Origin of the sequence: Erwinia piriflorinigrans CFBP 5888 (genome assembly GCF_001050515.1) — a bacterium.
Classification (GTDB): domain Bacteria; phylum Pseudomonadota; class Gammaproteobacteria; order Enterobacterales; family Enterobacteriaceae; genus Erwinia; species Erwinia piriflorinigrans.
In genome coordinates this window covers 33,605-58,214 of the sequence record NZ_CAHS01000002.1, presented here as the reverse complement: position 1 = coordinate 58,214, position 24,610 = coordinate 33,605, and the positions used below count along the sequence as shown (strand labels likewise).

Genomic DNA, 24,610 nt, shown 5'->3' with positions numbered 1-24,610 from the left:
CCTTAGTACTTCTCACCGCGGGTACGCAGATCGGCCAAGACCGTCTCAATACCCTTTTTATCGATAACGCGCATGCCTTTGGCAGATACGCGCAGTGTAACGAAGCGCTTTTCGCTCTCAACCCAAAAACGGTGAGAGTGCAGGTTCGGCAGGAAACGGCGTTTCGTCGCGTTCATTGCGTGGGAACGGTTGTTACCCGTTACCGGACGCTTGCCAGTTACTTGGCAGACTCGTGACATGTCTATTCTCCAAAAATCAAATCAGCTCGAGCTTTAAAAATAAGGTTCTGGCCGCCTCGTCAGGCTTTTAGCCCATCCAGGCGAGTTCAATGCGAACCCGCTGAGCAGGCCCAAACGCCAAACCCGAGATTCTCAAAGGTGGCGTAGTATACGCCCTGAAGAGCGAGTGCTCAAGTCCCGAACAGATAAAGATCCCTTTGGATCGCTGTCAATCGTCCTGTTTGCGCGCGAAATGCACGGAATTGGGCCTGTAAAATGAAATTAAATGGCTCAACGGCTTGAGTCATACCTTATTTTTTACATCCAGCCCCGTTCGGCAAAAGAGACATATTCACCCCGACCGATGACCAAATGGTCAAGCACCCGAATATTCACTAAGGTGCAGGCACGCATAATTTGTTGCGTGATATTGCGATCGGCACGGCTTGGCTCCGCCAGCCCTGAAGGATGATTATGCGCCAGAATCAATGCCGCCGCATTGCGTTTTAGCGCTTCACGCACAATTTCCCGGGGATGAACTTCCACACTGTTAATCGTACCGCTGAACATCTCACTGCTATGAATCATCCGATGCTGGTTATCGAAAAAGATCACCTGGAAGATTTCTCGTTCCCGATGTGCCAGCGAACTGTTTAAAAAATCCAGCATCTGCTCAACACTGCCCACCACCTGATTATCAAACGCCTCTTGACAGCTAAAACAGCGTCGTGCCAGTTCCGCTACTGCATTCAGCTGGGCATATTTTGCTATGCCGACTCCGTGAATGGCCTGAAAATCCTTATGCGGAGCGTTCATCAAACGGTATAAAGAACCAAATTCTTTTAGCAGTTGCTGTGCCAGTGACATCACATGCACCCCACGAACACCAGTACGTAGAAAAATAGCCAATAACTCTTTATCGCTTAGCGCTGATGCACCGCATTGCAATAATTTTTCACGCGGGGGTAGCCCCAGCCAGTTGTCATCCATCTGCGCTTCTCCTTCCTGAGGAGGGAAAATCATGGCATTATATACAGTGTTTTTCTATTATGATGTGATGAATTTTCGAGCCTACTCGCAAAGCTGGCAGGGCGAGAAATCAACGGGCTGAACGGGTGTGATAAAATAGCCGGGTTTTGGCATAACAAGATGCCAGCAGGCTTAACTAAAAGGCGTACAGCAAAATGAGGGAATTGACCGGAAAGCGTATTGTTGTGGGTGTCAGTGGCGGTATCGCGGCATACAAGACGCCAGAGCTGGTACGTCGGTTACGCGATCGCGGTGCCGACGTGCGGGTCGTCATGACGGAGTCTGCGAAAGCGTTTATCACCCCGTTAAGTCTGCAGGCGGTTTCAGGTTATCAGGTTTCCGATAGCCTGCTCGACCCGGCTGCCGAGGCGGCAATGGGCCACATCGAACTGGGTAAGTGGGCCGATCTGATCATTATCGCCCCCGCTACGGCCGATCTGATTGCCCGCCTGGCAGCCGGAATGGCGAATGACCTGCTGACCACCGTTTGCCTGGCGACGGCGGCTCCGCTTGCCATCGTGCCCGCGATGAACCAGCAGATGTACCGCGCCCTGCCCACTCAACACAACTTGCAGCTATTGACCCAACGCGGCGTGATGATTTGGGGGCCGGACAGCGGCAGCCAGGCCTGTGGTGATATAGGGCCAGGGCGTATGCTCGACCCGCTTGATATTGTTGACTACGCCGCGACATGGACAGCCTCCGTCAACGATCTGCAACATCTCAATATTATGATTACCGCCGGGCCAACCCGGGAAGCACTCGACCCGGTACGTTTCATCAGCAACCATAGCTCGGGAAAAATGGGCTTTGCGATTGCCGCCGCCGCCGCACAACGCGGTGCCACCGTGACGCTGGTTGCCGGGCCAGTGGCATTACCCACCCCGACAGGCGTCAATCGTCTCGATGTCACCACGGCGCTGGAAATGCAGCAGGCGGTGATGGATCAGGCGGCCAGCCAGCAGATATTTATCGGCTGCGCGGCGGTGGCGGACTACCGGCCAGCAGAAGTTGCTGAAGAAAAAATCAAAAAGCAGGGGGATGAAATCACCCTGAAGATGATAAAAAACCCGGATATAGTCGCCGAAGTTGCCGCAATGCAGCAAAACCGCCCTTATGTTGTAGGATTTGCCGCCGAAACCCAGAATGTGGAAGAATACGCGCAACAAAAACGGGCGCGCAAGAATCTGGATTTGATCTGCGCCAACGATGTTGCCAAAAACGGGCAAGGTTTCAACAGCGACTCCAATGCTCTTCATCTTTTTTGGCATGAAGGAGATAAAATTTTACCGCTTAGCGATAAAAAACTCCTTGGCCAACTGTTATTAGACGAGATTGTCACCCAATATGATGAAAAAAATCGACGTTAAGATTCTGGATGCCCGAGTAGGCACGGATTTCCCATTACCCACCTACGCCACTTCCGGCTCTGCCGGGCTGGATCTGCGTGCGTGCCTGAATGAAGCGATGGTATTACAGCCAGGCGCTACGATGCTGATCCCAACGGGCTTAGCGATACATATTGCCGACCCACAGCTGGCCGCCGTCATCCTGCCACGCTCTGGGCTTGGCCACAAACATGGCGTAGTGTTGGGTAATCTGGTGGGGCTAATCGACTCAGATTATCAGGGGCAGTTGATGGTATCAGTATGGAACCGTGGACAGGACTCCTTTACTATCGAGCCAGGAGAGCGTATCGCGCAAATGGTCTTCGTGCCGGTAGTACAGGCAGAATTCAATCTGGTGAATGACTTTGATACCAGCGTAAGAGGTGAAGGTGGTTTCGGCCACTCCGGTCGCCAGTAACTCTACGGCTCCCGTAACGACAATAACCTGTTTTTCTCTTCCGTGAATGATTATTCGCGGGCGTTGCGTGGGCTTTTGCCCGTTTATGGTGATGTTTCAGGGGTCTTTTAAGACATGGTTGAAAAAAAGAGTGCGAAAAGGAATCGTCGCGAAGAAATCCTACAGGCGCTGGCACAAATGCTGGAGTCCAGTGACGGCAGCCAACGTATTACCACCGCCAAGCTGGCGGCTAATGTCGGCGTTTCTGAAGCGGCACTTTATCGGCATTTTCCCAGTAAAACCAAGATGTTTGATAGCCTGATCGAGTTTATTGAAGACAGCCTGATCACGCGTATCAATCTGATTTTGAAAGACGAAAAAGAGACGATGCCTCGCCTGCGTCTGATTACCCAGCTGATCCTCGGTTTTGGTGAGCTCAATCCCGGCCTGACACGTATTCTGACAGGTCATGCGCTGATGTTTGAACAGGATCGCTTGCAGGGTCGAATTAATCAGCTGTTTGAACGTATTGAATTGCAGATACGTCAGGTGATGCGCGAGAAAAAAATGCGTGAAGGTGAAGGCTTTTCCTCCGACGAAGCCCTGCTGGCCACTCAGCTTCTGGCATTCTGTGAGGGATTATTGTCACGTTTCGTTCGTTCAGAATTCCGCTATCGCCCCACCGTTGACTTCGATGCGCGCTGGCCGTTGATGGCAGCCCAGCTTATCTGACGGTTATCAATTGCTATCGTTGCACAATCTGGGCTGACGCTGTTTTCTCGTCAGCCCGGCAATAATTTATCGCATCAAATACCGAATTCTTTGCGATAGGCGCGCACAGCCACCAGACGGTCGGCCATTTCAGGCTTCTCTTCCAGATAAGTCACGAGATCGTTCAGCGTAATGATCGAAATGACCTTACAGCCATAATCACGCTCGACCTCCTGTATGGCAGAAATTGCGCCGTTTCCGCGCTCCTGGCGATCGAGAGATATCAGCACGCCGGCCAGTTTCGCCTGGTGCGCGGCAATAATTTCCATCGATTCGCGAATCGCCGTTCCTGCGGTGATCACATCATCCACCAGCATGATGTTACCTTGCAGGGCGCTGCCAACCAGCGTTCCACCCTCTCCATGAGCCTTAGCTTCTTTACGGTTAAAGCAATAAGGTACATCGCGATCGTGATGATCGGCCAGCGCCACCACGGTGGTCGTCGCAATGGGAATACCTTTATAGGCGGGACCAAAGACCAGATCAAAATCAATGCCCGAATCGACCAGCGCCTGGGCATAGAAACGGCCTAATAAAGCAAGATCGCGCCCCGTATTGAACAGGCCCGCATTAAAGAAATAAGGGCTTTTTCGCCCTGATTTCAGCGTGAACTCACCAAACTTCAGCACCTGCTTGTTGATGGCGAATTCGATAAACTGGCGCTGCCAGGCTTTCATATCGTGTTCCTCAGTATTCAGGCAAAAAAAGGCGACGCTAAGGTCGCCTGAAGGATCAGTGGGTTAACGCCGCTTTCTGCGCGGCAACCAGCGTATCAATACCACCTCGTGCCAGCTCCAGCAGCTTCAGCAGCTCTTCGTGGCTGAATGGTTCGCCCTCTGCGGTGCCCTGCACCTCAATCATGCGGCCATCTTCCGTCATCACCACGTTCATATCCGTTTCGGCCGCTGCGTCTTCCACATACTCCAGATCGCACAGCGCTTCGCCGTTGACGATACCCACCGAAATCGCCGCCACCATACCTTTCATCGGATTGGCTTTCAGCTTGCCGATGGAGACCAAATGATTGAGCGCATCAGCCAGCGCCACGCAGGCACCGGTGATAGAAGCGGTGCGGGTTCCTCCGTCGGCTTGCAGTACATCACAGTCAAGGGTAATGGTGAATTCGCCCAGCACTTTCAGATCGATGGCCGCGCGCAGTGAACGGGCGATCAGGCGCTGGATCTCCAGCGTGCGTCCCCCCTGCTTACCTTTCGCCGCTTCGCGTGCGTTACGGCTGTGGGTAGCGCGTGGCAACATGCCATATTCGGCGGTGACCCAACCCTGGCCCTTACCTTTCAGAAAACGCGGCACGCCCTCTTCAATGGTCGCGGTGCACAGCACTTTGGTATCACCGAATTCAACCAGCACAGAGCCCTCTGCGTGTTTGGTGTAATGACGGGTCAGGGTGACAGGGCGCACCTGTTGTGCGCTACGGCCTGATGGACGCATAGTTTATCTCCGGCTAGCTAAACATAATTGGCTGCGCATTATACGGATTTAACAGATGATTGCCTATCGCAGGCTCAGCTGAAAGCAAGTTGTTATGCACCTGGAAGCTATTTAAAGGATAAAACGGCCAGAGATCGTCTGCCCGGATGTAAACCGTCGTGAAATATGGCTAAATGTCGCTAATTATCGATCCCTGATCCTAGACCCGCGTATGACCTCTGTTTTCCATTTTATTCTGGCTTTGGCCGTTATCGGCTGTCTGGCGTTACTGGCAAGTTCTGACCGCAAGAAAATCCGCCTGCGCGTACTTCTGCAACTGGTGGTTATTGAAGCAGCGCTCGCTTGGTTCTTCCTGCATGCCTCCGCCGGACTGACGGTCATCACGGCATTTTCCGGTTTCTTTGAAGTATTGCTGAAATATGCCGCACAGGGCACTGATTTTGTTTTCGGCGGCATGAGTTCGCAGGGGCTGGCGTTTATCTTCCTCGGCGTACTCTGTCCAATCGTGTTTATTTCTGCGCTTATCGGCATTTTGCAGCACGTCAAGATTCTGCCGGTGCTAATCAGGGTGATTGGTACTCTGCTGTCGAAAATCAACGGAATGGGTAAACTGGAGTCATTTAACGCCGTCAGCACCCTGATCCTCGGCCAGTCGGAAAACTTCATCGCTTATAAAGGCATTCTGTCCGATATTTCCCCACGCCGCCTCTACTCAATGGCAGCAGCAGCCATGTCTACCGTGTCGCTTTCAATCGTCGGTGCCTATATGTCGATGATTGAGCCGCGCTACGTGGTCGCCGCGCTGATCCTCAATATGTTCAGCACTTTCATTGTTCTGTCGATCATCAACCCGACGCCTGTCGGTGACGAGCCTGAAATTCGCCTTGAAAAACTGCATGAAGATCAGAGTTTTTTCGAAATGCTCGGCGAATATATTCTGGCCGGTTTTAAAGTGGCAATGATTATTCTGGCCATGCTGATCGGGTTTATTGCGCTGATTGCGGCGGTAAATGCGGTGTTCTCCACCCTTTTCGGCATCAGTTTCCAGCAAATCCTCGGTTACGTATTTTGGCCGTTTGCCTGGCTGATTGGCATTCCGGCGGCCGATGCCTTGCCAGCTGCCAGTATTATGGCCACCAAACTGGTCACTAACGAGTTTGTCGCCATGATTGAACTGAAGAAAATCGCAGCGGAACTCTCGCCACGCGGGCTGGGTATTCTGTCCGTATTCCTGGTCTCTTTCGCTAACTTTGCCTCAATTGGCATTGTTGCCGGGGCAATTAAAGGGCTGAACGAACAGCAGGGCAATGTGGTATCCCGCTTTGGCCTCAAGCTGATTTATGGTTCCACGCTGGTTAGCCTGCTATCAGCCGCTTTCGCCGGACTGATGCTGTAACGATGCTACCCGGCGCATATGCGCCGGGTGATTTCAGAAAGCGACACAGACCGGGTTATCTACCCGCATCACCGCATCCTGCGTAAAACGTTGTTTATAAAGGGTACGCAGCGCTTCAATTTTCTGCTCACTCGTTTGATTCTGCGTATGGATCAGCAGCAATGCTTTGCTGTTTTCTCGCGCCAGCTTGCCGTCATTGCCCATCCACTGGCCCTTCGCCGCGAACACCGTCAGCCCATCCTGAAAACGTGGCGTCACCTGCTCATCAACAAACGACTGCCATTCAGTTTCAGAGATCGCCGCCCCCTGTGGGCGATTAAGGCCAAAGTAAAGTGTGGTTTGCGTCATGGGATCCCCCATGCCGCACACCGCACGCTGAGAGGTGGCGACCGGGTGCGTGGGGGAATTGCATCCCGATAGAGCCAGTAGCAGGATTGTAGGAATCATTATGCGCGACATCAATGGAACTCCGGGTTAAAGATTTGACTGCCAGCATTTTAAGCTCTGATGGATAAAACGTCAGCAAAACGCCGTCATTTAAGTGAATGCCTGTTAAGCCAGCGCCTGCATCGCTATAATCTCTTTATCTTTCCCTGAAACGGTACGCAATATGATCCGCAGCATGACCGCCTACGCCCGGCGCGAAACCAAAGGCGAATGGGGCAGCGCAGCCTGGGAGCTGCGTTCCGTCAACCAGCGCTATCTTGAAACCTATATCCGTCTGCCGGAGCAGTTCCGTGGCCTGGAGCCGGTGGTACGCGAACGTATCCGCAACCGTCTGACGCGCGGGAAAATCGAAGTTAACCTGCGTTTCGATGCCGATCCGCGCGCGCAAAGCGCACTGGTGCTGAATGAAAAGCTGGCGGTTCAGCTGGTACAGGCTGCCAACTGGGTGAAGATGCAGAGCGATGAGGGTGAAATCAACCCTGTCGATATTCTGCGCTGGCCTGGCGTGATGTCCGCAGAGGAACAAGACCTGGATGCGATTTCCGCCCAGCTTCTCACCGCACTGGATGCCGCCATCGACGACTTTATCAGCGCCCGAGAAAGCGAAGGTACGGCGCTTAAAGCGCTTATCGAGCAGCGTTTGCAGGGCGTGAGTGCCGAAGTGATCAAAGTACGCACGCATATGCCGGACGTGCTGAAATGGCAGCGTGAACGTCTGGTCGCGCGGCTGGAAGACGCTCAGGTTCAGTTGGAAAACAACCGTCTGGAGCAGGAGCTGGTGATGCTGGCCCAGCGCGTTGACGTGGCAGAAGAGCTGGACCGCCTGGAAGCACACGTAAAAGAGACCTATAACATCCTGAAGAAGAAGGAAGCCGTCGGCCGCCGCCTCGACTTTATGATGCAGGAGTTCAACCGCGAGTCGAACACCCTGGGTTCAAAATCGATCAATGCCGAAATCACCGCGTCAGCCATCGAGCTGAAGGTGCTGATTGAGCAGATGAGAGAGCAGATTCAGAATATCGAATAACGATTTACTGGCTATCAGCAAACAGCAGAAAACCAGACAGCCCGCCGCACAGCGGGCTTTTTTGTTGTCATGGGCTATCATAAAGCCGCAACAAAGCGCATAGTTAAGGTGTACCCAAAGGTGTACCCAATCAGTTTTCTGTACATTGCTTTGGGTACACCCCTTATTCAAAGTTTGGATATTCGCAAAATGCCAAAACTCACAGACATGCAGATCCGCGCCTGGATAAAAGCCGGAGAACGCTTTGAAGGACGCGCAGACGGTGGCGGGCTATATCTCCGATACAGGCAGGTAGACCAATCTCCAAGCTGGCGATTCCGCTATAAATTTTCTGGCAAGCAGCGCGCTATGGTTATTGGTTCCTATGCAGAGTTATCACTATCAAAGGCCAGAGAGACAGCCAAAGAACTAGCCGCCCGCGTTGCGCTCGGTTATGACGTTGCAGGAGAGAAACAGCAGCGTAAAGCCGAAGCGCTGGCGAAGATGGAAGCAGATAAAAATGCCATGCGCGTGTCTGACCTCGCCGCCGAATACTTTACCCGGCAAATACTGCCACGCTGGAAACACCCGGATATACTGCGCCGCCGCATTGATAAGGACATAAACCCCCGCATAGGAAGCATGAAGGTGGAGGACGTAAAGCCACGCCATATTGACGATATGCTAAAAGCCATCGTAGACCGTGGAGCGCCTACCATAGCAACGGATGTTTTACGATGGACGCGCCGCATATTCGACTACGGCATAAAACGCCACGCTTTAGAGATTAACCCTTGTTCAGCCTTTGAAGTGGCAGACGCAGGCGGTAAGGAAGTGAGCCGCGAACGCTGGTTAACCCGCGATGAGTTAATCCGGCTGTTTTCAGCCATGCGCACAGCCAAAGGGTTTAGCCGCCAGAATGAAATTACTTTTAAGCTGCTACTGACGCTATGCGTTAGAAAGATGGAGCTATGTGCGGCGCGGTGGGAAGAATTCGACCTGAACGGCGCTGTATGGCACTTGCCAGAAGAACGCAGCAAAAACGGCGATGCTATCAACATCCCCCTACCCCCGCCCGCTGTTAAATGGCTGGAAGAATTACACACCTTTTCCTGTAACAGTAAATGGGTTCTGCCAGCACGAAAGATGCAAAACAGGATGATCCCCCATATTCAGGAAAGTACCCTACCCGTGGCGCTGTCAAAAGTAAGGGCAGAACTGCCTGATGTACCTAATTTCACCATACATGACTTTAGGCGCACCGCTCGCACTCACCTTGCAGCGCTGGGCATAGATCCGGTAGTGGCAGAGCGTTGTTTAAACCACCGTATCAAGGGCGTCGAGGGTATCTATAACAGGCATCAATATTTTGACGAACGCAAAGCAGCGTTAACGCAGTGGGCTGATTTACTGGTAGCGCTGGAACGTGGCGAGGAATACAACGTAACGCCGTTGAGAAAGGCAAAGTAACCAGCCAGTAACCGCGATTAGTAACCAGAATTAACGAACTGACCGGATCTAGCCTGACGGGGCGAAAAGCGGCAAACCTTACCGCCTGATCTGGTCATCTTTTTAAGGTGACGTTTATAGGTGACGTTATGAGCAACTTATTCAAACTAAAAAAATGGCTAGCAGTCGAAGATACTGCAAAGAGGTTGTCTAAATCAATGGGTGAGTCCGTATCTCCATCTGACTGCTTGCAACTCGCCCTAGATGGCCATTTGACCATCTCTGTTTTACTCGATGGCGACCGCTATGGAGTTTTAGCAAAAGAGGTCATCACGACGAAAAGGGAATTTCTTAAGGCAGGAATAATACAAACTACCCCAGACGGGGCTTACATTAATGTTTTGGGTAGTGAAAATTTTTTTTCTAACAGTGAGTTAGATGCTGATTTTTACCGTGTTGAAAGAGAGGGTAGTATTCGCAGGCTTAAATCTGGGGATTTGTATGATCTCCCTATGATTGGAGCCGAGTTACTTGATGTACTTCATGAGTTCGAATCTGAAAGGGGAAAGGTACCTAGAGAATTTCATAACATAGAAGGGGCGTTTTTAAGCACATCAATCGGAACTTTTAACATTATGGAGAGTTTTAACGAGTTTGTTTTTAACGCTAACAATGATGGTGAGATTGTTTATTTCGATAAGGAAAAAGGCATTCCAGTTGACTTCGATAACTACCATGATTTTTTTTACCCTGCCGATAGCCTGGGGAAGGTCGAGTTTGTTTTTAGAACAAAGAATATTGAAAAATTTGAGAACGGCTTATTAAATGACAGCGATAATAACTTAAGCCTAAATGAAAGCTTGCAAATCATAGGCACACTACTAGATACACTCAAAAATGCTGACATAAAATCCAAGAGATGGACACAAGACTCACTGAAGTCTGAGATGGTTGAAAGGAATAGTTCATTGAAACAAAGAAAGATTGATGATTACTTTTCAGAAGCAAATAAGATTTTAAAATCAAACAAATAAGTTCGTAACGAAAACTTGATTTTCGGTGCGATGACAGTGCTATTAATTTAAAGAATCATACCCCTAACGCCGCATAGCGCGGTATAAGAAAGTTAGGGGACATATGACCACACATAGCACAACCACCGCCCACAAAGCAGCACTGCCACAAACAGGCTACATCCGCCGTTATCTTTTAGCGGATGCGCTGGGCGTTCACGTTGCCACCGTTGACCGCTGGGTAAAAGCTAAAGCCATGCCCGCACCCGTAAAGCTGGGAGAGAAGATCACCGCTTTCGATGCGGTAGAGATTAACAACTGGCTGGCAGCACGGCGGGAGGCGGCATAATGCAGAATACCCGCAGCGTGGCGGGCATCATCGAACAGGTTAGCGCCAACGATAATACCCCTACCGCCACCATCAAGCCAGCACCGAAAAAGCACCGCGCCCGCATATATATGATGCGCACCGGGGTTAACGGATTTACCGAAAATGAAATACTCCGCTATTGCCGCTTATCGTCTGGCAGAAATTATGCCAGCGAATTAGAACGCAGCCTTGATATTCACCTTGAGCGTATCGACGAGAAAAACCCTGACGGCATCGGATCACATTTCCGTTATCGCTTCACATGCCGCGCTGACGTCATGCGCGTTATTCAACTGGTAAACCACAATGCCGCCGCTGGTGGCTATCGTAGGCTATCACAGCAGGAAATTAACGACATTCTGACCTTATACCCGGACGCATTCACCGCCGCTTAATCGGAGCTAAAAAACATGACATTTCAAAATATGGCTAATTGCCGTGACGGGCATCCCCACGCCAAAAATCAGGGCATGGATATATTCAGGGCTACCGCGCAGGATATTACCGTTATCCGTTTTGACGGCGTACAGGTGCGGATAGTGAATATCAACGGCGAACCGTGGTTTATGGTTAAAGATATTTGCGCTGCGCTGGAAATGGCGGATCACTTAGTCGCATTACGCCGCCTTGATGGTGACGAAAAGGGGGAGTGTTTAACACCTACCCCCGGAGGTAATCAGGTAATGCGTACGGTACGCGAATCTGGTTTTTATAAACTGATAACCCGCAGCCGGAAGGCCAGCACCCCCGGCACATTTGCACACCGTTTCAGTAATTGGATATTCCGCGAGGTGATCCCGTCTATCCGTAAAACGGGCGCATACGGCGTACCGTTCGCTTTTCTTAACGATCACAGCAAGCGCAAAGCAACCTACACAACAAAGGCCAGTAAGCGCGGTAAAGCCCTGCAATCCTGCAAGACAGAGAAAGCGAACTTAGCCGCAGAAGAAAAGGCGCTATGGCTTAAATACCAGCCTGATTTACTGGGGGTTCACTAATGACCACCCGCACCCAACAGCGCCAGTTTAAGGACTCACACGGGCGCACCGTCACACTGCGCGGCATGAGCGGCGGGAACGTGGTTTTTATGCGCCCCGGCTACCCGCACCCGTGCCAGCAGCCGCTAGAGAAGTTTAAAGCGGAGTTTATCGAGGTGACGCCATGCGAATGACTCAAACCGCCGTCCAGAAAGAAGCCTCCCCACTGGCTGGCCTGTTAGTAAATGTTATGGTTCAGAGCCTGAAAGAATCCGTAATCTCACGCCCGATCACCGGAAGTGAAAACCTGACAAAACCTGATGCCGTGGAATATTTTTCTACCATCAATCGCACAGGGGGAAATCTCTGCCTGACTGATGCGCGGGAGGAATTTTCGGGCACGTTAGGGAGTTTCGTGACCAGTACGCGAGGCGAATTTAAGGACACGTTACGACATTTTGCGACAAATACACGCACGGGAAGCATTGAATTTTCGGAGTCCATAAAAAAGGGCAGCACTGCGAATGCCACCCTTTGCCACGATGCCGGAGATAATCAGGCTTTAGGTTCTATGCCTTCTTTCCGCAGTCTTTCGCGGCAGGAGTCTTTAACCCATGAGCTGAAATTACCTTGCCCGGCAACAACGTTTATTTGCTCTAAAAGCGAATCCTCAAAGCGTATGTGCTTCATGGTGCTTCCTTTGCGATCAAACGCTTTTTTCTCTTTTTCGTCTTGCATTGGTAGTTACCAGTATTATAATGGCAATACAGATGGTAACTACCACAGCAGGGTAAAGCAATATCAATCTGTAAAAACAACAATGCCCCGAAGTGCGCCAACACTAACAGGGCATCTCACAACCGCCGATAGACTAATTATCGAGGAAGCTGTAATGGATATTACCACACACCCGCAAGGGCGGGAGATGTTCGGCCTGAATTCAGGCCACCAGCACCGCCATTTTGTCTGGATTATCGCCGCCGTTCGCCGTGATAACCCGGCATTGTCACCCGTCATCCACCATATCGCCGCCGAAAACGAGCGCGAAGCCCGCCGCACCCTGGCAAAAGATAACGTCTGCTTTTTTGCCGGACGGCTGAACATCGCCGCTATGGGGGTGAGCCATGCGTAACGCACCCGCCATTACTGCGCCATCCCCGGCTGAAAGGCTGGAGAATGTGCGCCACGATGCCGCCATGACCGCCCGCTATGCCGCAGAGCTAAGGGCGCTGTTTGATTGCCATCTTGACGCACGGTTACGTGAGGCCAACCCCAAAGCCGGGGCGCGGTTCTGGACGCTTATCCACGAACTTTACAGCGCCGCAGAACGTACACTAATGCGCCTTAACCGACCGGAGAGGCCCCAATGACACGCACTAATACCCACATCAAAAATGACGCGATAGACGCACTGGAAAAAATCAGAATCCTGACAGAGGCCGCACTTTGTCTGACAGAGAACAAAACCGAAAGGAGCGCTCAAGCCGAAATGATCGGCATTGTCCAGGATTTGGCAACCCGTGTACTGGAGGCCAACCAATGAGTCATGAAATCACGCTTTCTGATGTTATGTGCCGCATACAGCAAGCGCAAACGGTGCTTTCTTTTTGGCTTCAAATGCTCACCACTGACGATGGGAAAGTGCCTGACATGGTGGAGGCAGTGTTAACCATTCTTGACGGGCTGCCTGATGCGGTAGCGGTAGCAATGGAGGCTGTCGAATGAGCCATGAAATCACGTTAGAACAGGCCGCAGAAATGGCGCATCAGTCAGAGATCATCGCCCGCCTCATTGAGAGCCACCCGCACCAGATGCAGGACTGCGAAATAATAGCAATTGTCAGCCTGCTGAGCCGTTTAACGGGGAGCGTTACCGCGTGGCTTATTGAAGAACTGGCACAGAGGGAGGCCAGCCGATGAAAACCATCCCGATAGGCGATGCTCAATGCCGGGTAGAGCAGGCGCAGGCGCTGCTTTCCGTGTGGATGGAGGTCGATACTGGCGACAAAACCACCTGGTCCCTGATTGGCGCACTCATGACCCTGCTTGACGGCGTGCCGGAAGCAGTGAAAGCCGCAGAATATGAGATTTGCGATTACATAGCGCGTGATATGCGGGAGGGCAAAGCATGAACAAAGCCGCATCACTGACCGCAACGGGCGTTTACCGCACTGAAGCCACCCGGCACGGGGTCAGTATCACCCGGCGCAACGAAGCCGGACAGTATGAGCATATGGCGCTTATCGACTACCCCGATATGCTGCGCAAGCTGGAGGCCGGAGATTTTGACGGCGTGCGCGATATGCCGGACATACTCCGCGCAATGGGTGACGGCGCGGAGCTGGGCTACCACACGCCCACGGCAGAGCAGGAGCTTATTGTCTGGCGGCACTGTGTGGCGCTGACCTTCATCAACGAGCAGCTGCGGAAAAATGGCGCGGTGGAGGTGGAACACGAACGGGGAGGCACGGACGGCGGCGTTATCTACTGCGGGCAATACGGCTGTATGGCGGTCTACCCCTCCCCAGAGCGTTTCGCTATGGCAAACAACATTGAGAGCGCATTGATAGAGCGCTACGGCAGGGAACAGGGCACGCGAAATGCCGTGCTGATGTATCAGGCCATGCTTGAGGGCGGCGGGCTGTCCGATATGGGCCGGGAGCTGCTGGCTGATTTGCATGATGGCTTTATCCGCATGTTGCGGGATGAAGGCTTACCACCAGAACCCGTAGCGCACTGAGGGGGAATGATGCGAAATATTGACTTAATCCGCGAAGTGACCGCCGCCGCCGCAGGACGCTGGCCCGGCGTACTGGCTATGACGGGTATCACCGTTCCCCTCTCACCCCGGCAGCATTCCGGGTGCCCGGCGTGCGGCGGTACGGATCGCTTTCGCTTTGACGATGGCGGGCGCGGTTCCCATATCTGCAATCAGTGCGGTGCGGGTGACGGGCTTGACCTTGTGGCAAAGGTAAACGACTGCGACACCACCGAAGCGGCGCGGCTGGTGGCTGATGCGCTGGGTATTGATTACCGGGCGGCAGAAACCGACCGAGAAGCAGCCAGCCAGAGGCGGGCGCAGGCGGCAACAGAACGCCAGCAGCGGGAGCAGGAGCGCCAGCGGCAGGCCGCAGCAGACGAGGCGGCACGGCGGGCAAACTTTGCCCGTCACTATCAGACGCTGGCAGAGCAGGCGCAGCCGGGCGAAAGCGAATACCTGATAACAAAAGGGCTGAATGGCTTCACCTTCCCGATGCTTTCTGACGGGCGGCTGTTACTGGCGCTGGCGAACCTGTCCGGCACGGTCACCGCCGCGCAGACCATTACCGCCGCTGGCGCAAAAAAGCTGGTGGCGGGTTCGGCAAAGCGTGGCGCATATCACGCCGTCAACGCACCAGAAGCACCGCAGAGCATAGTGATTGCCGAAGGGCTGGCAACCGCATTAACGGCGCACCTGATACGCCCTGACGCGCTGGCGGTGGCGGCAGTTGACGCGGGCAACCTGCTGCCCGTAGCGGAGGCAATGCGCCAGCAGCACCCGCAGGCGAAAATCATAATTGCCGCCGATAACGACCACCAGCAAGGAGGCTCCGAAACTGGAGTCTCCAACACCGGGAAAGAAGCAGCGGAGAAAGCCGCCCTGTCCGTGGCGGGATGGGTATCAATCCCCCCGACAGACCATAAGGCAGACTGGAACGACTACCACCAGCAAAACGGGCTGGAGGCCGCTACAGCCGCTTTTAACGATTCGCTGTACCAGCCGCAGGGGGAAAGCATGACGGACGAGCAGAGCGGCGCAGAGGACGGCAATAACACGGCACGGGGAGGCGACCCGCTCAAACCGCGCACTGAAAGCCGCAGTGACGGCGTTTTCTGGATAACCCCGAAGGTGGACAAGGAGAGCGGCGAGATAATCAACAATGAATCGTGGCTGTGTTCCCCGCTGGAGGTTATCGGGATCGGACGCGACGACAAAGACCAGTTTTTAATCATCAAATGGTTCCCGGCGGGAGCCAACACCAGCACCACGCAGGCCATCCCCCTTGCCGATATCGGAGAGCGCGAAGGCTGGCGCGTCCTGAAGGCCGGAGGGGTGAACATCACCACCAAGCCCGCAATGAGGGCCACCCTTGCCGACTGGCTACAGCGCAGCGGTTCCCGTGAGCTGTGGCGCGTGGCGCAGGCTACGGGCTGGCAGTGCGGCGCGTACATTATGCCGGACGGTGAGATTATCGGTTCCCCCGATATGCCCGTACTGTTTAACGGCAGGAGTTCAGCCGCAGCGGGCTACACCTGCAAGGGAACGGCGGCAGAATGGCGGGACAGCGTGGCAAGGCTGGCGGGCGGCAACTGGTCAATGATGGCGGGGATCGGCGCGGCGCTGGCGGCCCCGCTAATCGGACTGGCGGGCGCTGACGGGTTCGGCCTTCACTTTTACGAGCAGTCGAGCGCGGGCAAGACCACCACGGCAAACGCCGCCGCCAGCCTGTACGGTAATCCTGACCTGCTGCGCCTGACGTGGTACGGCACGGCGCTGGGGCTGGCAAACGAGGCCGCCGCCCACAATGACGCGCTGATGCCGCTGGATGAAGTCGGACAGGGGGCCGATCCGCGCAGCGTGGCGCAGTCTGCCTATGCGCTTTTTAACGGCGTGGGGAAATTGCAGGGAGCGAAGGAAGGCGGCAACCGGGATTTAAAGCGCTGGCGCACCGTGGCAATCAGCACCGGGGAAATGGACTTGGAAACCTTTATCGCCAGCACCGGACAGAAGATAAAGGCCGGGCAGCTGGTGCGCCTGCTGAATATCCCCCTAAGCAAGGCGGCAGAGTTCCACGAGCACCAGAGCGGCAAACAGCACGCTGACGCGCTGAAAGATGCCTTTATGCGCCACCACGGCGCGGCAGGCCGGGCGTGGGTTAAATGGCTGGCAGACCACCAGCAGCAGGCCGTTGACGCCGTGAGGGAGGCCGAAAGCCGCTGGCGCTCGCTTATCCCGGCTGACTACGGGGAGCAAGTACACCGGGTAGCCGCACGGTTCGCCATTCTGGAAGCCGCGCTGATACTGGGCGGCGTGGTCACCGGATGGGATGCGCAAACGTGCCGGGATGCGGTACAGCACAGCTATAACGCATGGGTAAGAGAATTCGGCACCGGGAACAAGGAGCACCAGCAGATAATCGCCCAGGCTGAGGCATTTCTTAACGCCCACGGCCTGAGCCGTTACGCCCCGTTCCCGTATGACCCGGCAGCGCTGCCAATCCGCGACCTTGCAGGCTACCGGACAAAAGGCGGGCATGAGCACGACCCGATAACCTTCTATACCTTCCCCGCCGCCTTTGAGGGGGAGATAGCGAGAGGCTTTAACGCCAAACAGTTTGCGGAAGTGCTGAAAAGCGCCGGGATGCTCACCCCGCCCAGCAGTGACAGAGGTTATCAGAGGAAGTCACCGCGCATCGACGGGCGGCAGTACCGGGTTTACGTGCTCAACTATTTACCGGACGAGGAGAGCCAGCCAGAGGAATAATTTTTTCTCACATACGTAGTTAAGGTGTTGGTTCAGTTGGTTCAGTTGGTTCAATTTGTAAAGATTGTTGTTTTATAAGGTTTTTATTTCTGAATTTGAACCAACACTGAACCAACAAATGCCCGTTTTGAACCAACAACGGACAAAGAGGAATTTTCTCATGGCTGGCAGTGAACCAACAAAACGCCCCGCTGAACCAACAAAAAAAGCGCCGTATTGGTTCAGTGATCGGGTTAAAATCCCTTTAAAAACAGTCGTCTTTACAAACTGAACCAACTGAACCAACTGAACCAACACCCTTTTACTTATATAGAGAGAAAAACGCCCCTCATACATTAAGAAAACGACATTAGCAAAACTGATAATCGTTTAATTAGTCAACGAAAACCACGAAAAGTAAGGATAATAAGTAATGACCCCGAACACGCCAAACCATGCCAGCCCGAAGCCAGAAGCACAGTTACGCACCGGTGAAGTAATGACCAGAATAGAGTTAAGCGGCGCACTCGGTAAGCTATTTGGTAAAACGCACCACCGCCTTATACGCACCACTCATGAAGCAGCGCGGGCGCTGTCAGTAACCATAGACGGATTTGAGCAATATATGCTTAGCAGCAAGAGGCGCGGCCTTACCTATGCCGTTTTTAAAGGGAAGAAAAACATAGGTCTGGATGATTTAGGGTATCCGGTTAATGGCGAGGTTATCAGAATTGTACCTGTCATAATGGGTAGCAAAAGAGCCGGAATGCTTCAAACGATATTGGGTGCGGCGTTGATAGTGGCTGCCACCATCGCCACGGGGGGGGTTGCAGGTATAGCAGCGGGTGGCGCATGGGCTGCTGTGGGCGCGGCAGGCATATCAATGGCTATTGGCGGCGTAATACAGATGATATCGCCTCAAGCAAAAGGACTGGCAAGCAAGCAGGATGCGGATAACCAGGCTTCATACGCATTTGGTGGAGTCACCAACACGGCGGCGCAGGGTTATCCGGTAGCGCTGGCATATGGTAAGCCCCGCATTGGCGGCGCAATTATTTCAGCGGGTATCTACGTTGAGGATAAAGTGTGATGTGAACATTTTACCGCCAGTGATGTGCGAAACCATTCGCAGACCCTACCCGCGCAGGCACGGATCGCACTGCGCACGGGTAGCCGTTCAGCGATAAACGCATATTATTTCGTATTCAAAATGCCGGGGTGGAAACCATGCGCGAACAAACCCGAAGCTATACCACGGCACAACCCCGCCTGACGCTGGCACACCTGAAGGCCATCCGGCAGAGGTTCAGCGAGGGGGCGAAGGCGCTACAGCTGGCAACCCGCGCCGGAGAAATGCGCTTTCACCTGGACGGCAGTAGCTACACGGCAACCATCGGCGGGAGGGTATTACCGATGAGAACCACCAGCACACGGGCGGGCTATGGCGTGCGGCACTGGTACTTATGCCCTTACTGCCATAACCGTGCGGCAGTGCTGTTTATCGGTAAGCGTGATTTAGCCTGTAGAAAGTGCTGGGGGCTTCACTACGCCAGCCAGAGCGAAGACAGGTTAGCCAGAATGCGGCGCAGCCTGTTTAAGCAGCGGGCGGCGATATGGGGCAACTATGCGCCCGCGCAAAGCCTGTTTAACGACTGCGCCCTTTTTCCCAAGCCTGCTGGCATGAGGTGGGAAACGTTCAGCCGGAAGGTTCTACACCTGCAACGGAGCGAACAGGCGTACTACAGGGCATTCAGTCCGGTAGTGGAGAAGATAACCGGGATGATTGAGCGCGTGACCTTGCCGCAAAGGTGAAAGAGCGGGCTGATGATCTGGTACGCAAACAAGAGGTACGCAAGCAGGTACGCACTGCTGGTACGCGGTGGAGGGGGCGGGTCAAGAGTTCAAGGCTTGCGCCCCAACAGTACCGCCGCCTTACCTTTTTTCGCACCGCCGCAGGTTAGAAACCTTTTTTTTGGCGTGGAAAGGTATATCGCGCACTACATATCAACAGATTACGGTAAATAACCTACAGCGAAGGGTAACCCCATGACAGACCGCCAGACGCTTGAGTTAGCCGTATTACAGATAGCCCGTCAGAGCGGGGAACCGTTGGACAGGCACACCCTGTACGCCGTGAGAAACGGTATCAGAAACGCACTGGCAGTGAGTGAGCGCCACCGCCAGAGAATGAGCGCCCCGGCCTACCAGTGGAAGAAGCCAGCGCCGCGCAGGTGATACGGGAAAATCCCGCATGTTAATACCGGGGATCCCCGGCTTTACAGTTTTGCGACAAGTACGGGGCGCGGTCAGTATTCAGGCACTTAGCGCCGCTGCTATCCGGGATGAATTACCGCCCTGACGCTTCCACGCGCTGTAGATGTCCTTATCCCACGCCTTACCCGCCTTAGTCTGATACCCGGCATCGTTAAGCCGTTCAGCAATGATACGCCCGTTGTCGAAGCCTTCCCGGATAGTGGCGGCAATAATCTGGATCGCCGCAGCCTCATTGTATGGGCGCGGCGGGATGCCCTGCTTACCCACTGCCAGCGCAGCCGCTGCTATTTCCATGCGTTCCACCAGCGCCAGCAAACGACTATCGGCGTTATTGTCCGGCTGGTTCAGCTTGTGGCGCACGGCATCAATCAGCCAGGCGGTTTTATCAGAACCGGACTCACTGACCGCAGAGATAAAGGCATTAGCCAGTTCAGCAGGCACACGAAAGGTAACGGACAGGGATTTATTCACTACAACCACCAGCGGTAAGGGTTAAACGGCTATTTTACCATCGTAAGACAACGTAAGACAGGCGGTTAGTTATCAATCCGCACCGCTACCCCGTCTATAGCCTCAACCTTGCCGCCTTCATCGCGTACCACCAGACAGGAACCGGGCAGGCCATACCGGGAGCAGTTACACCAGATGCCTTTACCGTCACCGCTTTGTGTCGTGTCCTGTCTGCGCTCAAAGCTGGTGACCTTCTCTAACAGGCCATCTTTCACCATCGCTTCAAGCGTGCGCCGGGTAGATTCCAGATGATGCCGGGTATCGAAGGAGTCCAGCCCGCAAACCAGATAGGCCAGCCCGGACACGTCAAACGGCGGCGTCCCAATCTCACCCGTCACCCATTCGAGGTTATCCGGCTGGTAGTAGCTCAATATCTCTTTTTTACGCGCTGTCATTCTCATGGCTTACGACATTCCTTAATGTATGAGGCATCTATCATACAATAAGGAATAGACTGTTAGAATTACGGTAAGGATAAAAAACGAGCAGAAAGGCTAGCACCTTAAAAAACGATGTACACAAGGGTGTACACAATGGAATTGCACATTACATAAAAACCAGCAAACACAAGGCATAGACCCACTTACTCAACAAACAGATTCAATATCGAGTAACGATTTACTGGCTATCAGCAAACAGCAGAAAACCAGACAGCCCGCCGCATAGCGGGCTTTTTTATGTGCATAAGCTATCAGGAAAGCACCTGTTTCACTTATACCCCTGCTATTTTCATCTAACAGTTAGAGGTACAACCCTTTATCAGGCCGGAGGCTTCATATAGCGACAGCCGTTGCTCTGATGCAAATCTGACAAGGAGATCCTTGTTAAGAAGCGGCGGAGAAAACAGGCATACCCCGGCCCACGTACTGCATACTGAGAAAAAATTAACGTCTGCTACCCAGATCGCTGTCTCCGGGTAGCCCGTTAATCATTCTTGTTAGCTCTTCACAGCGGATAATTTTTCCCGATAACAAAGTAAAGCGGGCAAAAACCTCAAACTCACTCTTTTCACCCTGTTTTTTCTCCACATTCACATAGTGGTGAGTGAACACCGTATCATTTTCAGCCACGATACTTTTAATAGAAATGCTCATCCGTTTTGTGTACAGCTTGAGGGCCTCCATATGCCTGATAAACCCACTGTAGTCCAATTGCTTACCATCCACTCGCTGTTGATAATCAGCAGCAAAAAATACGGCAATTTTACTCTCTACATGCAATGGATCGGTGATAAGCGTCTTTAGTGCCTCAATGACTGTCCGCTTAACGTTTTGCATTTTGACTCTCCTTCCTGAGTGATAAAAGGAAGTCTACTTCAGGACCTGGCTGGTATATTAACGGTATCAGGACAACATATACGGTTAATCGGCCATCCAAATGAAAGTATCCCAGATTGAATATGACGCTGAGCATTCAACGGAGTGGCATAAGCACGGAACAGGTCAGTTGTTCTGGCTCAGCCGGGGTCTTATGATAATTGAAACGGAGTTAACTGAATGGGTGGTGACGCCAGGAACGGTGGGGTGGTTTCCGGCAAATCTGTACCACAGAGCCAGGAGTACGGGAGCCGTAAGAGGCAAATGTCTTTACCTCAAACCATCATCCAATATGCCTTTCCCCCCCTGTTCTGGGGTCTACGGAGTGGATGCTTTTATCCTGGCACTCCTTGAGCGGCTATGCCTGAACGGGCCTGTCGATTGCAGAGATGCACTTCTGAAAGTATTAACCTGTGAACTGAATCAGCTAGCTGCACTACCACTTCAGCTGACGCTGCCAGAAGATCGTCGGGCGAGAAACGTTGCCGATGAATTATTAAAAAACCCCGGATGTGTACTGAATCAGACGCAACTCGCCCATAAATGGGGCATTAGCGTACGAAATCTTAGCCGTTTATTTCATCAGGAAACAGGGCTTACTTTTAGCCGATGGCGCCAACAGGCAAAAGTACTCTCCTCACTTCAATGGGTTTTCAACGGATTATCCGTAAATGAAGTGGCATATATGAGCGGCTATAGCAACGTCAGTTCTTACATTGAGGTATTCCGGGAACGTTTTGGGAAAACACCGGGACAGTTTAAGGAGAATGACAAATCGGCAGCGATTCCAATAGCGAGTAGCAATGTTTGAAATTCATAATGGACAATGGTTTGATTTTTAAAGTGGTTATTACGTCATTGGCTTCAAGCCATTTTTATGTAAAGTTAAAAACGTCGCTGTAAGACAGCCCGCCACATGAGCGACCACTGAAGGTGCATCTCCTCTGTTCAGGGAGTGACATATGAAATGGAGAGTGTGAGTGAAAACTTCAAACGGCTTTGTTCAGACGGTAAGCATCCTTCAACTGCCGATCCATCTTCCTCGCTAACCGTCAGATGCCGTTTTTATCATAGGCACCAGACTCTTCACAGGGTAAACTATCCCCTTACTTTATTAAGGATTTAGTTAAGGACTTCCCATGCAAACTTTACCTCCCTGCCCGAAATGCCACTCAGAGTACAGCTGGCAGGATGGCGATATGCTCAACTGCCCGGAGTGTGGCCATGTCTGGGCTGAAGGTGCTGATGCGACTGCTGAAGATAGCCTGGTGGTGAAAGACGCCAACGGTAACCTGCTGGCGGATGGTGACAGCGTGACGGTGATTAAAGATCTGAAAGTTAAAGGCAGTTCTACACCGCTTAAAATCGGCACCAAGGTCAAAAGCATTCGTCTGGTAGAAGGCGATCACAATATCGATTGCAAGATCGACGGCTTCGGCCCGATGAAGCTGAAATCTGAATTTGTGAAAAAAAACTGATTGCCGCCAGTAGCCAGCGTGCTACTGGTATCCCGCTCTTATCGCTCGCCTGGCTCCCCATGAACATTTGCCCTGCTGACTGTAGCTGCTAGTATCACACAGCAGGTGCATCATGTTTTTAGGGGCGTGCGGCGCTCAATGGACCGACTCGACAACCGGAGGATGAGTGAATAAGACGTTAGGTGTGTTCTTCCCGCTTTATACCACTACGCTGTTAATGCTGCTCGGGTCCGGGTTGCTGACCACCTATGTTTCCCTGCGTCTGACATCAGCTCATGTCTCGGGTGCTTTGATCGGAGCGATTATCGCCGCAAACTATATTGGTCTGGTGATTGGCGGCAAAGTCGGTCATTTTCTGATTGCGCGCGTGGGTCATATCCGTGCCTATGTCTCCTGTGCCGGGATCATTACTGCTGCCGTGTTAGGGCACGGGTTGACCGAATATATTCCCGCGTGGATTGGACTGCGACTGATTATCGGCATGTGTATGATGTGCCAGTACATGGTGCTGGAGAGCTGGCTGAACGATCAGTCGGAGTCTGAACAGCGCGGAAAAGTGTTTGGCTGCTATATGGTCGCCACCTATCTCGGGATGTCACTTGGCCAGGTTGTGCTTATGCTACAAACCGATTTGGGCCTCAGTACGCTGCTCTTAATTGCGCTCTGTTTTGCCCTGTGCCTGGTGCCTATCGCACTCACCACTCGCACCCATGCACGCCAGCTCTCACCCGCTCCTATGGAGTTACGCTTCTTTATTGGAGCCATACCGAAAGTTCTGGCAGCCACATTGGCAATTGGCATGGCGGTGGGTTCCTTCTATGGGCTGGCACCGGTATATGCCAGTCAGCAAGCGCTAACCACCGGGCAAACCGGCCTGTTTATGGCTATCGCTATTTTCGCCGGGCTGGTTGCCCAGTTTCCCCTTAGCTGGCTGTCCGACCGTTACAATCGAACGCTTCTGCTGCGTCTGAATGCGATTATGCTGGCCGTTGCCGCCCTTCCGCTGGCGCTACTGACAGAGCTCGGATTTCCACTGTTATTAGTCCTCGGGTTTATCGTCAGCATGTTGCTGTTCTCGCTCTACCCGCTGGCCGTTGCGCTGGCCAATGACCTGATTGAGCCAGAACGACGCGTTTCGCTGGCGGCTTGTCTGTTGATGGCATTCGGCGTAGGTGCCAGTATTGGCCCACTGGTGGTCGGATTGCTGCTTGAACCTCTTGGGGGCAACACGCTGTATGCGTTCTTTGCCCTGTGCGGTCTGCTAATTATTGCCCTGAGCCGGACGGTGAAAAAAGACGAAGCCCAGTTTGTCGAAGATGCCCCGGTTCCTCATATCGCAATGCCGGATAGTCTGATGAGTTCGCCACTTTCTCCCGCACTCAACCCGGCTTTTGATGAGCAGATGATCGAGGAAACCATGCCATCATTTGATACCGAGCCTGCGGAAGAAGAAGAGGAAGTCACGATTCTGCAAGGGGCAGACCCTGATGAAGAGACCGGCCTCAAAAAAGCGTGGGAGAAATTGTAGCATCGTCGTCGCTTACTATCATTTGTTGATATTAGGCGATAAAACGTTCTGCTCCCTGGGCCTGATTTTAACCACGCAATGGGCATCACACG

General features: G+C 52.9%; 33 protein-coding genes. 25 read left to right on the top strand and 8 right to left on the bottom strand.

Annotation, left to right across the window (positions count from 1 at the left end; genetic code table 11):
* Positions 1-2: 2 nt before the first annotated feature.
* On the bottom strand, positions 3-239 hold the full coding sequence (gene rpmB / locus EPIR_RS00385; protein ID WP_004154798.1) for a 50S ribosomal protein L28: 237 nt from the start codon (positions 237-239) through the stop codon (positions 3-5).
* Between the two features lie 297 nt (positions 240-536).
* On the bottom strand, positions 537-1,208 hold the full coding sequence (gene radC / locus EPIR_RS00380; protein WP_023653310.1) for a RadC family protein: 672 nt from the start codon (positions 1,206-1,208) through the stop codon (positions 537-539).
* A 194-nt stretch (positions 1,209-1,402) separates the two neighbouring features.
* Between radC and coaBC the strand changes: the two genes are divergently transcribed.
* From coaBC to slmA, 3 genes are all read left to right on the top strand, one after another.
* A complete protein-coding gene (gene coaBC / locus EPIR_RS00375) occupies positions 1,403-2,617 on the top strand; it encodes a bifunctional phosphopantothenoylcysteine decarboxylase/phosphopantothenate--cysteine ligase CoaBC (RefSeq protein ID WP_023653309.1) in 1,215 nt (404 codons plus the stop codon).
* Positions 2,595-3,053, top strand: a complete 459-nt coding sequence (gene dut, locus EPIR_RS00370; protein ID WP_023653308.1) for a dUTP diphosphatase — start codon at positions 2,595-2,597, stop codon at positions 3,051-3,053. Before coaBC ends, dut begins: the two co-directional genes overlap by 23 nt.
* Before the next feature lie 114 nt (positions 3,054-3,167).
* Positions 3,168-3,764: a nucleoid occlusion factor SlmA gene (gene slmA, locus EPIR_RS00365; protein ID WP_023653307.1), complete on the top strand. Its 597-nt coding sequence runs from the start codon at positions 3,168-3,170 to the stop codon at positions 3,762-3,764.
* 74 nt (positions 3,765-3,838) lie between these two features.
* On the opposite strand, the gene pyrE is transcribed toward slmA, so the two are convergent.
* Positions 3,839-4,480: an orotate phosphoribosyltransferase gene (pyrE, locus tag EPIR_RS00360; RefSeq protein ID WP_023653306.1), complete on the bottom strand. Its 642-nt coding sequence runs from the start codon at positions 4,478-4,480 to the stop codon at positions 3,839-3,841.
* 55 nt (positions 4,481-4,535) lie between these two features.
* Positions 4,536-5,252: a ribonuclease PH gene (gene rph / locus EPIR_RS00355; RefSeq protein WP_023653305.1), complete on the bottom strand. Its 717-nt coding sequence runs from the start codon at positions 5,250-5,252 to the stop codon at positions 4,536-4,538.
* Positions 5,253-5,463: 211 nt separating this feature from the next.
* Between rph and EPIR_RS00350 the strand changes: the two genes are divergently transcribed.
* On the top strand, positions 5,464-6,648 hold the full coding sequence (locus tag EPIR_RS00350) for a NupC/NupG family nucleoside CNT transporter (protein WP_023653304.1): 1,185 nt from the start codon (positions 5,464-5,466) through the stop codon (positions 6,646-6,648).
* A 33-nt stretch (positions 6,649-6,681) separates the two neighbouring features.
* On the opposite strand, the gene EPIR_RS00345 is transcribed toward EPIR_RS00350, so the two are convergent.
* Positions 6,682-7,110, bottom strand: coding sequence for a DUF3574 domain-containing protein (locus tag EPIR_RS00345; protein ID WP_048696573.1), 429 nt, complete (start codon positions 7,108-7,110; stop codon positions 6,682-6,684).
* 148 nt (positions 7,111-7,258) lie between these two features.
* Between EPIR_RS00345 and EPIR_RS00340 the strand changes: the two genes are divergently transcribed.
* The 18 genes from EPIR_RS00340 to EPIR_RS00260 all read left to right on the top strand — a co-directional run bounded on the left by EPIR_RS00340 (position 7,259) and on the right by EPIR_RS00260 (position 19,647).
* A complete protein-coding gene (locus EPIR_RS00340; protein WP_023653302.1) occupies positions 7,259-8,122 on the top strand; it encodes a YicC/YloC family endoribonuclease in 864 nt (287 codons plus the stop codon).
* A 189-nt stretch (positions 8,123-8,311) separates the two neighbouring features.
* On the top strand, positions 8,312-9,571 hold the full coding sequence (locus EPIR_RS00335) for a tyrosine-type recombinase/integrase (RefSeq protein WP_048696607.1): 1,260 nt from the start codon (positions 8,312-8,314) through the stop codon (positions 9,569-9,571).
* Between the two features lie 128 nt (positions 9,572-9,699).
* Positions 9,700-10,584 carry a hypothetical protein gene (locus tag EPIR_RS00330; RefSeq protein WP_012666456.1) on the top strand — a complete coding sequence of 295 codons (885 nt, stop codon included), beginning with the start codon at positions 9,700-9,702 and terminating at the stop codon, positions 10,582-10,584.
* 103 nt (positions 10,585-10,687) lie between these two features.
* Positions 10,688-10,912, top strand: a complete 225-nt coding sequence (locus EPIR_RS00325; protein WP_012666455.1) for a helix-turn-helix transcriptional regulator — start codon at positions 10,688-10,690, stop codon at positions 10,910-10,912.
* The gene (locus EPIR_RS00320) at positions 10,912-11,328 is read left to right on the top strand and encodes a hypothetical protein (protein ID WP_023653299.1); all 417 of its coding nucleotides are present in this window, start codon (positions 10,912-10,914) and stop codon (positions 11,326-11,328) included. Before EPIR_RS00325 ends, EPIR_RS00320 begins: the two co-directional genes overlap by 1 nt.
* A 15-nt stretch (positions 11,329-11,343) precedes the next feature.
* On the top strand, positions 11,344-11,931 hold the full coding sequence (locus EPIR_RS00315) for a BRO-N domain-containing protein (RefSeq protein ID WP_012666453.1): 588 nt from the start codon (positions 11,344-11,346) through the stop codon (positions 11,929-11,931).
* Positions 11,931-12,104 (top strand): DUF4222 domain-containing protein, encoded by a 174-nt coding sequence (locus tag EPIR_RS17885; RefSeq protein WP_012442141.1) that lies wholly within the window; start codon positions 11,931-11,933, stop codon positions 12,102-12,104. The genes EPIR_RS00315 and EPIR_RS17885 overlap by 1 nt, the downstream gene beginning before the upstream one ends.
* The gene (locus tag EPIR_RS19250) at positions 12,095-13,042 is read left to right on the top strand and encodes a host cell division inhibitor Icd-like protein (protein WP_023653297.1); all 948 of its coding nucleotides are present in this window, start codon (positions 12,095-12,097) and stop codon (positions 13,040-13,042) included. Before EPIR_RS17885 ends, EPIR_RS19250 begins: the two co-directional genes overlap by 10 nt.
* Positions 13,035-13,280, top strand: coding sequence for a hypothetical protein (locus EPIR_RS00300; protein ID WP_023653296.1), 246 nt, complete (start codon positions 13,035-13,037; stop codon positions 13,278-13,280). Before EPIR_RS19250 ends, EPIR_RS00300 begins: the two co-directional genes overlap by 8 nt.
* Complete coding sequence (locus EPIR_RS18630; protein ID WP_023653295.1) at positions 13,277-13,453, top strand: hypothetical protein; 177 nt, start codon at positions 13,277-13,279, stop codon at positions 13,451-13,453. Before EPIR_RS00300 ends, EPIR_RS18630 begins: the two co-directional genes overlap by 4 nt.
* On the top strand, positions 13,450-13,635 hold the full coding sequence (locus tag EPIR_RS00295) for a prophage protein (RefSeq protein WP_048696565.1): 186 nt from the start codon (positions 13,450-13,452) through the stop codon (positions 13,633-13,635). The genes EPIR_RS18630 and EPIR_RS00295 overlap by 4 nt, the downstream gene beginning before the upstream one ends.
* Complete coding sequence (locus EPIR_RS00290; RefSeq protein WP_023653294.1) at positions 13,632-13,829, top strand: hypothetical protein; 198 nt, start codon at positions 13,632-13,634, stop codon at positions 13,827-13,829. Before EPIR_RS00295 ends, EPIR_RS00290 begins: the two co-directional genes overlap by 4 nt.
* Positions 13,826-14,041: a hypothetical protein gene (locus tag EPIR_RS00285; protein WP_023653293.1), complete on the top strand. Its 216-nt coding sequence runs from the start codon at positions 13,826-13,828 to the stop codon at positions 14,039-14,041. Before EPIR_RS00290 ends, EPIR_RS00285 begins: the two co-directional genes overlap by 4 nt.
* Positions 14,038-14,649, top strand: a complete 612-nt coding sequence (locus EPIR_RS00280; RefSeq protein ID WP_023653292.1) for a hypothetical protein — start codon at positions 14,038-14,040, stop codon at positions 14,647-14,649. Before EPIR_RS00285 ends, EPIR_RS00280 begins: the two co-directional genes overlap by 4 nt.
* Before the next feature lie 9 nt (positions 14,650-14,658).
* Positions 14,659-17,433 carry a TOPRIM and DUF927 domain-containing protein gene (locus EPIR_RS00275; RefSeq protein ID WP_023653291.1) on the top strand — a complete coding sequence of 925 codons (2,775 nt, stop codon included), beginning with the start codon at positions 14,659-14,661 and terminating at the stop codon, positions 17,431-17,433.
* Between the two features lie 478 nt (positions 17,434-17,911).
* Positions 17,912-18,502 (top strand): tail assembly protein, encoded by a 591-nt coding sequence (locus EPIR_RS00270; RefSeq protein ID WP_023653290.1) that lies wholly within the window; start codon positions 17,912-17,914, stop codon positions 18,500-18,502.
* Between the two features lie 137 nt (positions 18,503-18,639).
* Positions 18,640-19,224, top strand: coding sequence for a hypothetical protein (locus EPIR_RS00265; protein ID WP_023653289.1), 585 nt, complete (start codon positions 18,640-18,642; stop codon positions 19,222-19,224).
* Between the two features lie 234 nt (positions 19,225-19,458).
* The gene (locus tag EPIR_RS00260; RefSeq protein ID WP_048696560.1) at positions 19,459-19,647 is read left to right on the top strand and encodes a hypothetical protein; all 189 of its coding nucleotides are present in this window, start codon (positions 19,459-19,461) and stop codon (positions 19,645-19,647) included.
* Between the two features lie 78 nt (positions 19,648-19,725).
* Here EPIR_RS00260 and EPIR_RS00255 read toward each other — a convergent pair whose 3' ends face one another.
* The 3 genes from EPIR_RS00255 to EPIR_RS00245 all read right to left on the bottom strand — a co-directional run bounded on the left by EPIR_RS00255 (position 19,726) and on the right by EPIR_RS00245 (position 21,473).
* Positions 19,726-20,157, bottom strand: coding sequence for a hypothetical protein (locus EPIR_RS00255; protein WP_023653287.1), 432 nt, complete (start codon positions 20,155-20,157; stop codon positions 19,726-19,728).
* A gap of 65 nt (positions 20,158-20,222) precedes the next feature.
* Complete coding sequence (locus tag EPIR_RS00250) at positions 20,223-20,597, bottom strand: hypothetical protein (RefSeq protein ID WP_023653286.1); 375 nt, start codon at positions 20,595-20,597, stop codon at positions 20,223-20,225.
* A gap of 483 nt (positions 20,598-21,080) precedes the next feature.
* Positions 21,081-21,473 (bottom strand): nuclear transport factor 2 family protein, encoded by a 393-nt coding sequence (locus EPIR_RS00245; RefSeq protein WP_023653285.1) that lies wholly within the window; start codon positions 21,471-21,473, stop codon positions 21,081-21,083.
* A gap of 100 nt (positions 21,474-21,573) precedes the next feature.
* Between EPIR_RS00245 and EPIR_RS00240 the strand changes: the two genes are divergently transcribed.
* The 3 genes from EPIR_RS00240 to EPIR_RS00230 all read left to right on the top strand — a co-directional run bounded on the left by EPIR_RS00240 (position 21,574) and on the right by EPIR_RS00230 (position 24,518).
* The gene (locus tag EPIR_RS00240; protein WP_023653284.1) at positions 21,574-22,323 is read left to right on the top strand and encodes an AraC family transcriptional regulator; all 750 of its coding nucleotides are present in this window, start codon (positions 21,574-21,576) and stop codon (positions 22,321-22,323) included.
* A 328-nt stretch (positions 22,324-22,651) separates the two neighbouring features.
* Positions 22,652-22,990, top strand: coding sequence for a zinc ribbon domain-containing protein YjdM (locus tag EPIR_RS00235; protein ID WP_023653283.1), 339 nt, complete (start codon positions 22,652-22,654; stop codon positions 22,988-22,990).
* A gap of 166 nt (positions 22,991-23,156) precedes the next feature.
* Positions 23,157-24,518 (top strand): MFS transporter, encoded by a 1,362-nt coding sequence (locus tag EPIR_RS00230; protein ID WP_023653282.1) that lies wholly within the window; start codon positions 23,157-23,159, stop codon positions 24,516-24,518.
* The last annotated feature ends 92 nt before the right edge of the window (positions 24,519-24,610 follow it).

Coding starts and splice junctions, on each gene's coding strand:
- rpmB (WP_004154798.1), bottom strand. CDS start 239: ATGTCACGAGTCTGCCAAGTAACTGGCAAGCGTCCGGTAACGGGTAAC.
- radC (WP_023653310.1), bottom strand. CDS start 1,208: ATGGATGACAACTGGCTGGGGCTACCCCCGCGTGAAAAATTATTGCAA.
- coaBC (WP_023653309.1), top strand. CDS start 1,403: ATGAGGGAATTGACCGGAAAGCGTATTGTTGTGGGTGTCAGTGGCGGT.
- dut (WP_023653308.1), top strand. CDS start 2,595: ATGATGAAAAAAATCGACGTTAAGATTCTGGATGCCCGAGTAGGCACG.
- slmA (WP_023653307.1), top strand. CDS start 3,168: ATGGTTGAAAAAAAGAGTGCGAAAAGGAATCGTCGCGAAGAAATCCTA.
- pyrE (WP_023653306.1), bottom strand. CDS start 4,480: ATGAAAGCCTGGCAGCGCCAGTTTATCGAATTCGCCATCAACAAGCAG.
- rph (WP_023653305.1), bottom strand. CDS start 5,252: ATGCGTCCATCAGGCCGTAGCGCACAACAGGTGCGCCCTGTCACCCTG.
- EPIR_RS00350 (WP_023653304.1), top strand. CDS start 5,464: ATGACCTCTGTTTTCCATTTTATTCTGGCTTTGGCCGTTATCGGCTGT.
- EPIR_RS00340 (WP_023653302.1), top strand. CDS start 7,259: ATGATCCGCAGCATGACCGCCTACGCCCGGCGCGAAACCAAAGGCGAA.
- EPIR_RS00335 (WP_048696607.1), top strand. CDS start 8,312: ATGCCAAAACTCACAGACATGCAGATCCGCGCCTGGATAAAAGCCGGA.
- EPIR_RS00330 (WP_012666456.1), top strand. CDS start 9,700: ATGAGCAACTTATTCAAACTAAAAAAATGGCTAGCAGTCGAAGATACT.
- EPIR_RS00325 (WP_012666455.1), top strand. CDS start 10,688: ATGACCACACATAGCACAACCACCGCCCACAAAGCAGCACTGCCACAA.
- EPIR_RS00320 (WP_023653299.1), top strand. CDS start 10,912: ATGCAGAATACCCGCAGCGTGGCGGGCATCATCGAACAGGTTAGCGCC.
- EPIR_RS00315 (WP_012666453.1), top strand. CDS start 11,344: ATGACATTTCAAAATATGGCTAATTGCCGTGACGGGCATCCCCACGCC.
- EPIR_RS17885 (WP_012442141.1), top strand. CDS start 11,931: ATGACCACCCGCACCCAACAGCGCCAGTTTAAGGACTCACACGGGCGC.
- EPIR_RS19250 (WP_023653297.1), top strand. CDS start 12,095: ATGCGAATGACTCAAACCGCCGTCCAGAAAGAAGCCTCCCCACTGGCT.
- EPIR_RS00300 (WP_023653296.1), top strand. CDS start 13,035: ATGCGTAACGCACCCGCCATTACTGCGCCATCCCCGGCTGAAAGGCTG.
- EPIR_RS18630 (WP_023653295.1), top strand. CDS start 13,277: ATGACACGCACTAATACCCACATCAAAAATGACGCGATAGACGCACTG.
- EPIR_RS00295 (WP_048696565.1), top strand. CDS start 13,450: ATGAGTCATGAAATCACGCTTTCTGATGTTATGTGCCGCATACAGCAA.
- EPIR_RS00290 (WP_023653294.1), top strand. CDS start 13,632: ATGAGCCATGAAATCACGTTAGAACAGGCCGCAGAAATGGCGCATCAG.
- EPIR_RS00285 (WP_023653293.1), top strand. CDS start 13,826: ATGAAAACCATCCCGATAGGCGATGCTCAATGCCGGGTAGAGCAGGCG.
- EPIR_RS00280 (WP_023653292.1), top strand. CDS start 14,038: ATGAACAAAGCCGCATCACTGACCGCAACGGGCGTTTACCGCACTGAA.
- EPIR_RS00275 (WP_023653291.1), top strand. CDS start 14,659: ATGCGAAATATTGACTTAATCCGCGAAGTGACCGCCGCCGCCGCAGGA.
- EPIR_RS00270 (WP_023653290.1), top strand. CDS start 17,912: ATGACCAGAATAGAGTTAAGCGGCGCACTCGGTAAGCTATTTGGTAAA.
- EPIR_RS00265 (WP_023653289.1), top strand. CDS start 18,640: ATGCGCGAACAAACCCGAAGCTATACCACGGCACAACCCCGCCTGACG.
- EPIR_RS00260 (WP_048696560.1), top strand. CDS start 19,459: ATGACAGACCGCCAGACGCTTGAGTTAGCCGTATTACAGATAGCCCGT.
- EPIR_RS00250 (WP_023653286.1), bottom strand. CDS start 20,597: ATGAGAATGACAGCGCGTAAAAAAGAGATATTGAGCTACTACCAGCCG.
- EPIR_RS00245 (WP_023653285.1), bottom strand. CDS start 21,473: ATGCAAAACGTTAAGCGGACAGTCATTGAGGCACTAAAGACGCTTATC.
- EPIR_RS00240 (WP_023653284.1), top strand. CDS start 21,574: ATGAAAGTATCCCAGATTGAATATGACGCTGAGCATTCAACGGAGTGG.
- EPIR_RS00235 (WP_023653283.1), top strand. CDS start 22,652: ATGCAAACTTTACCTCCCTGCCCGAAATGCCACTCAGAGTACAGCTGG.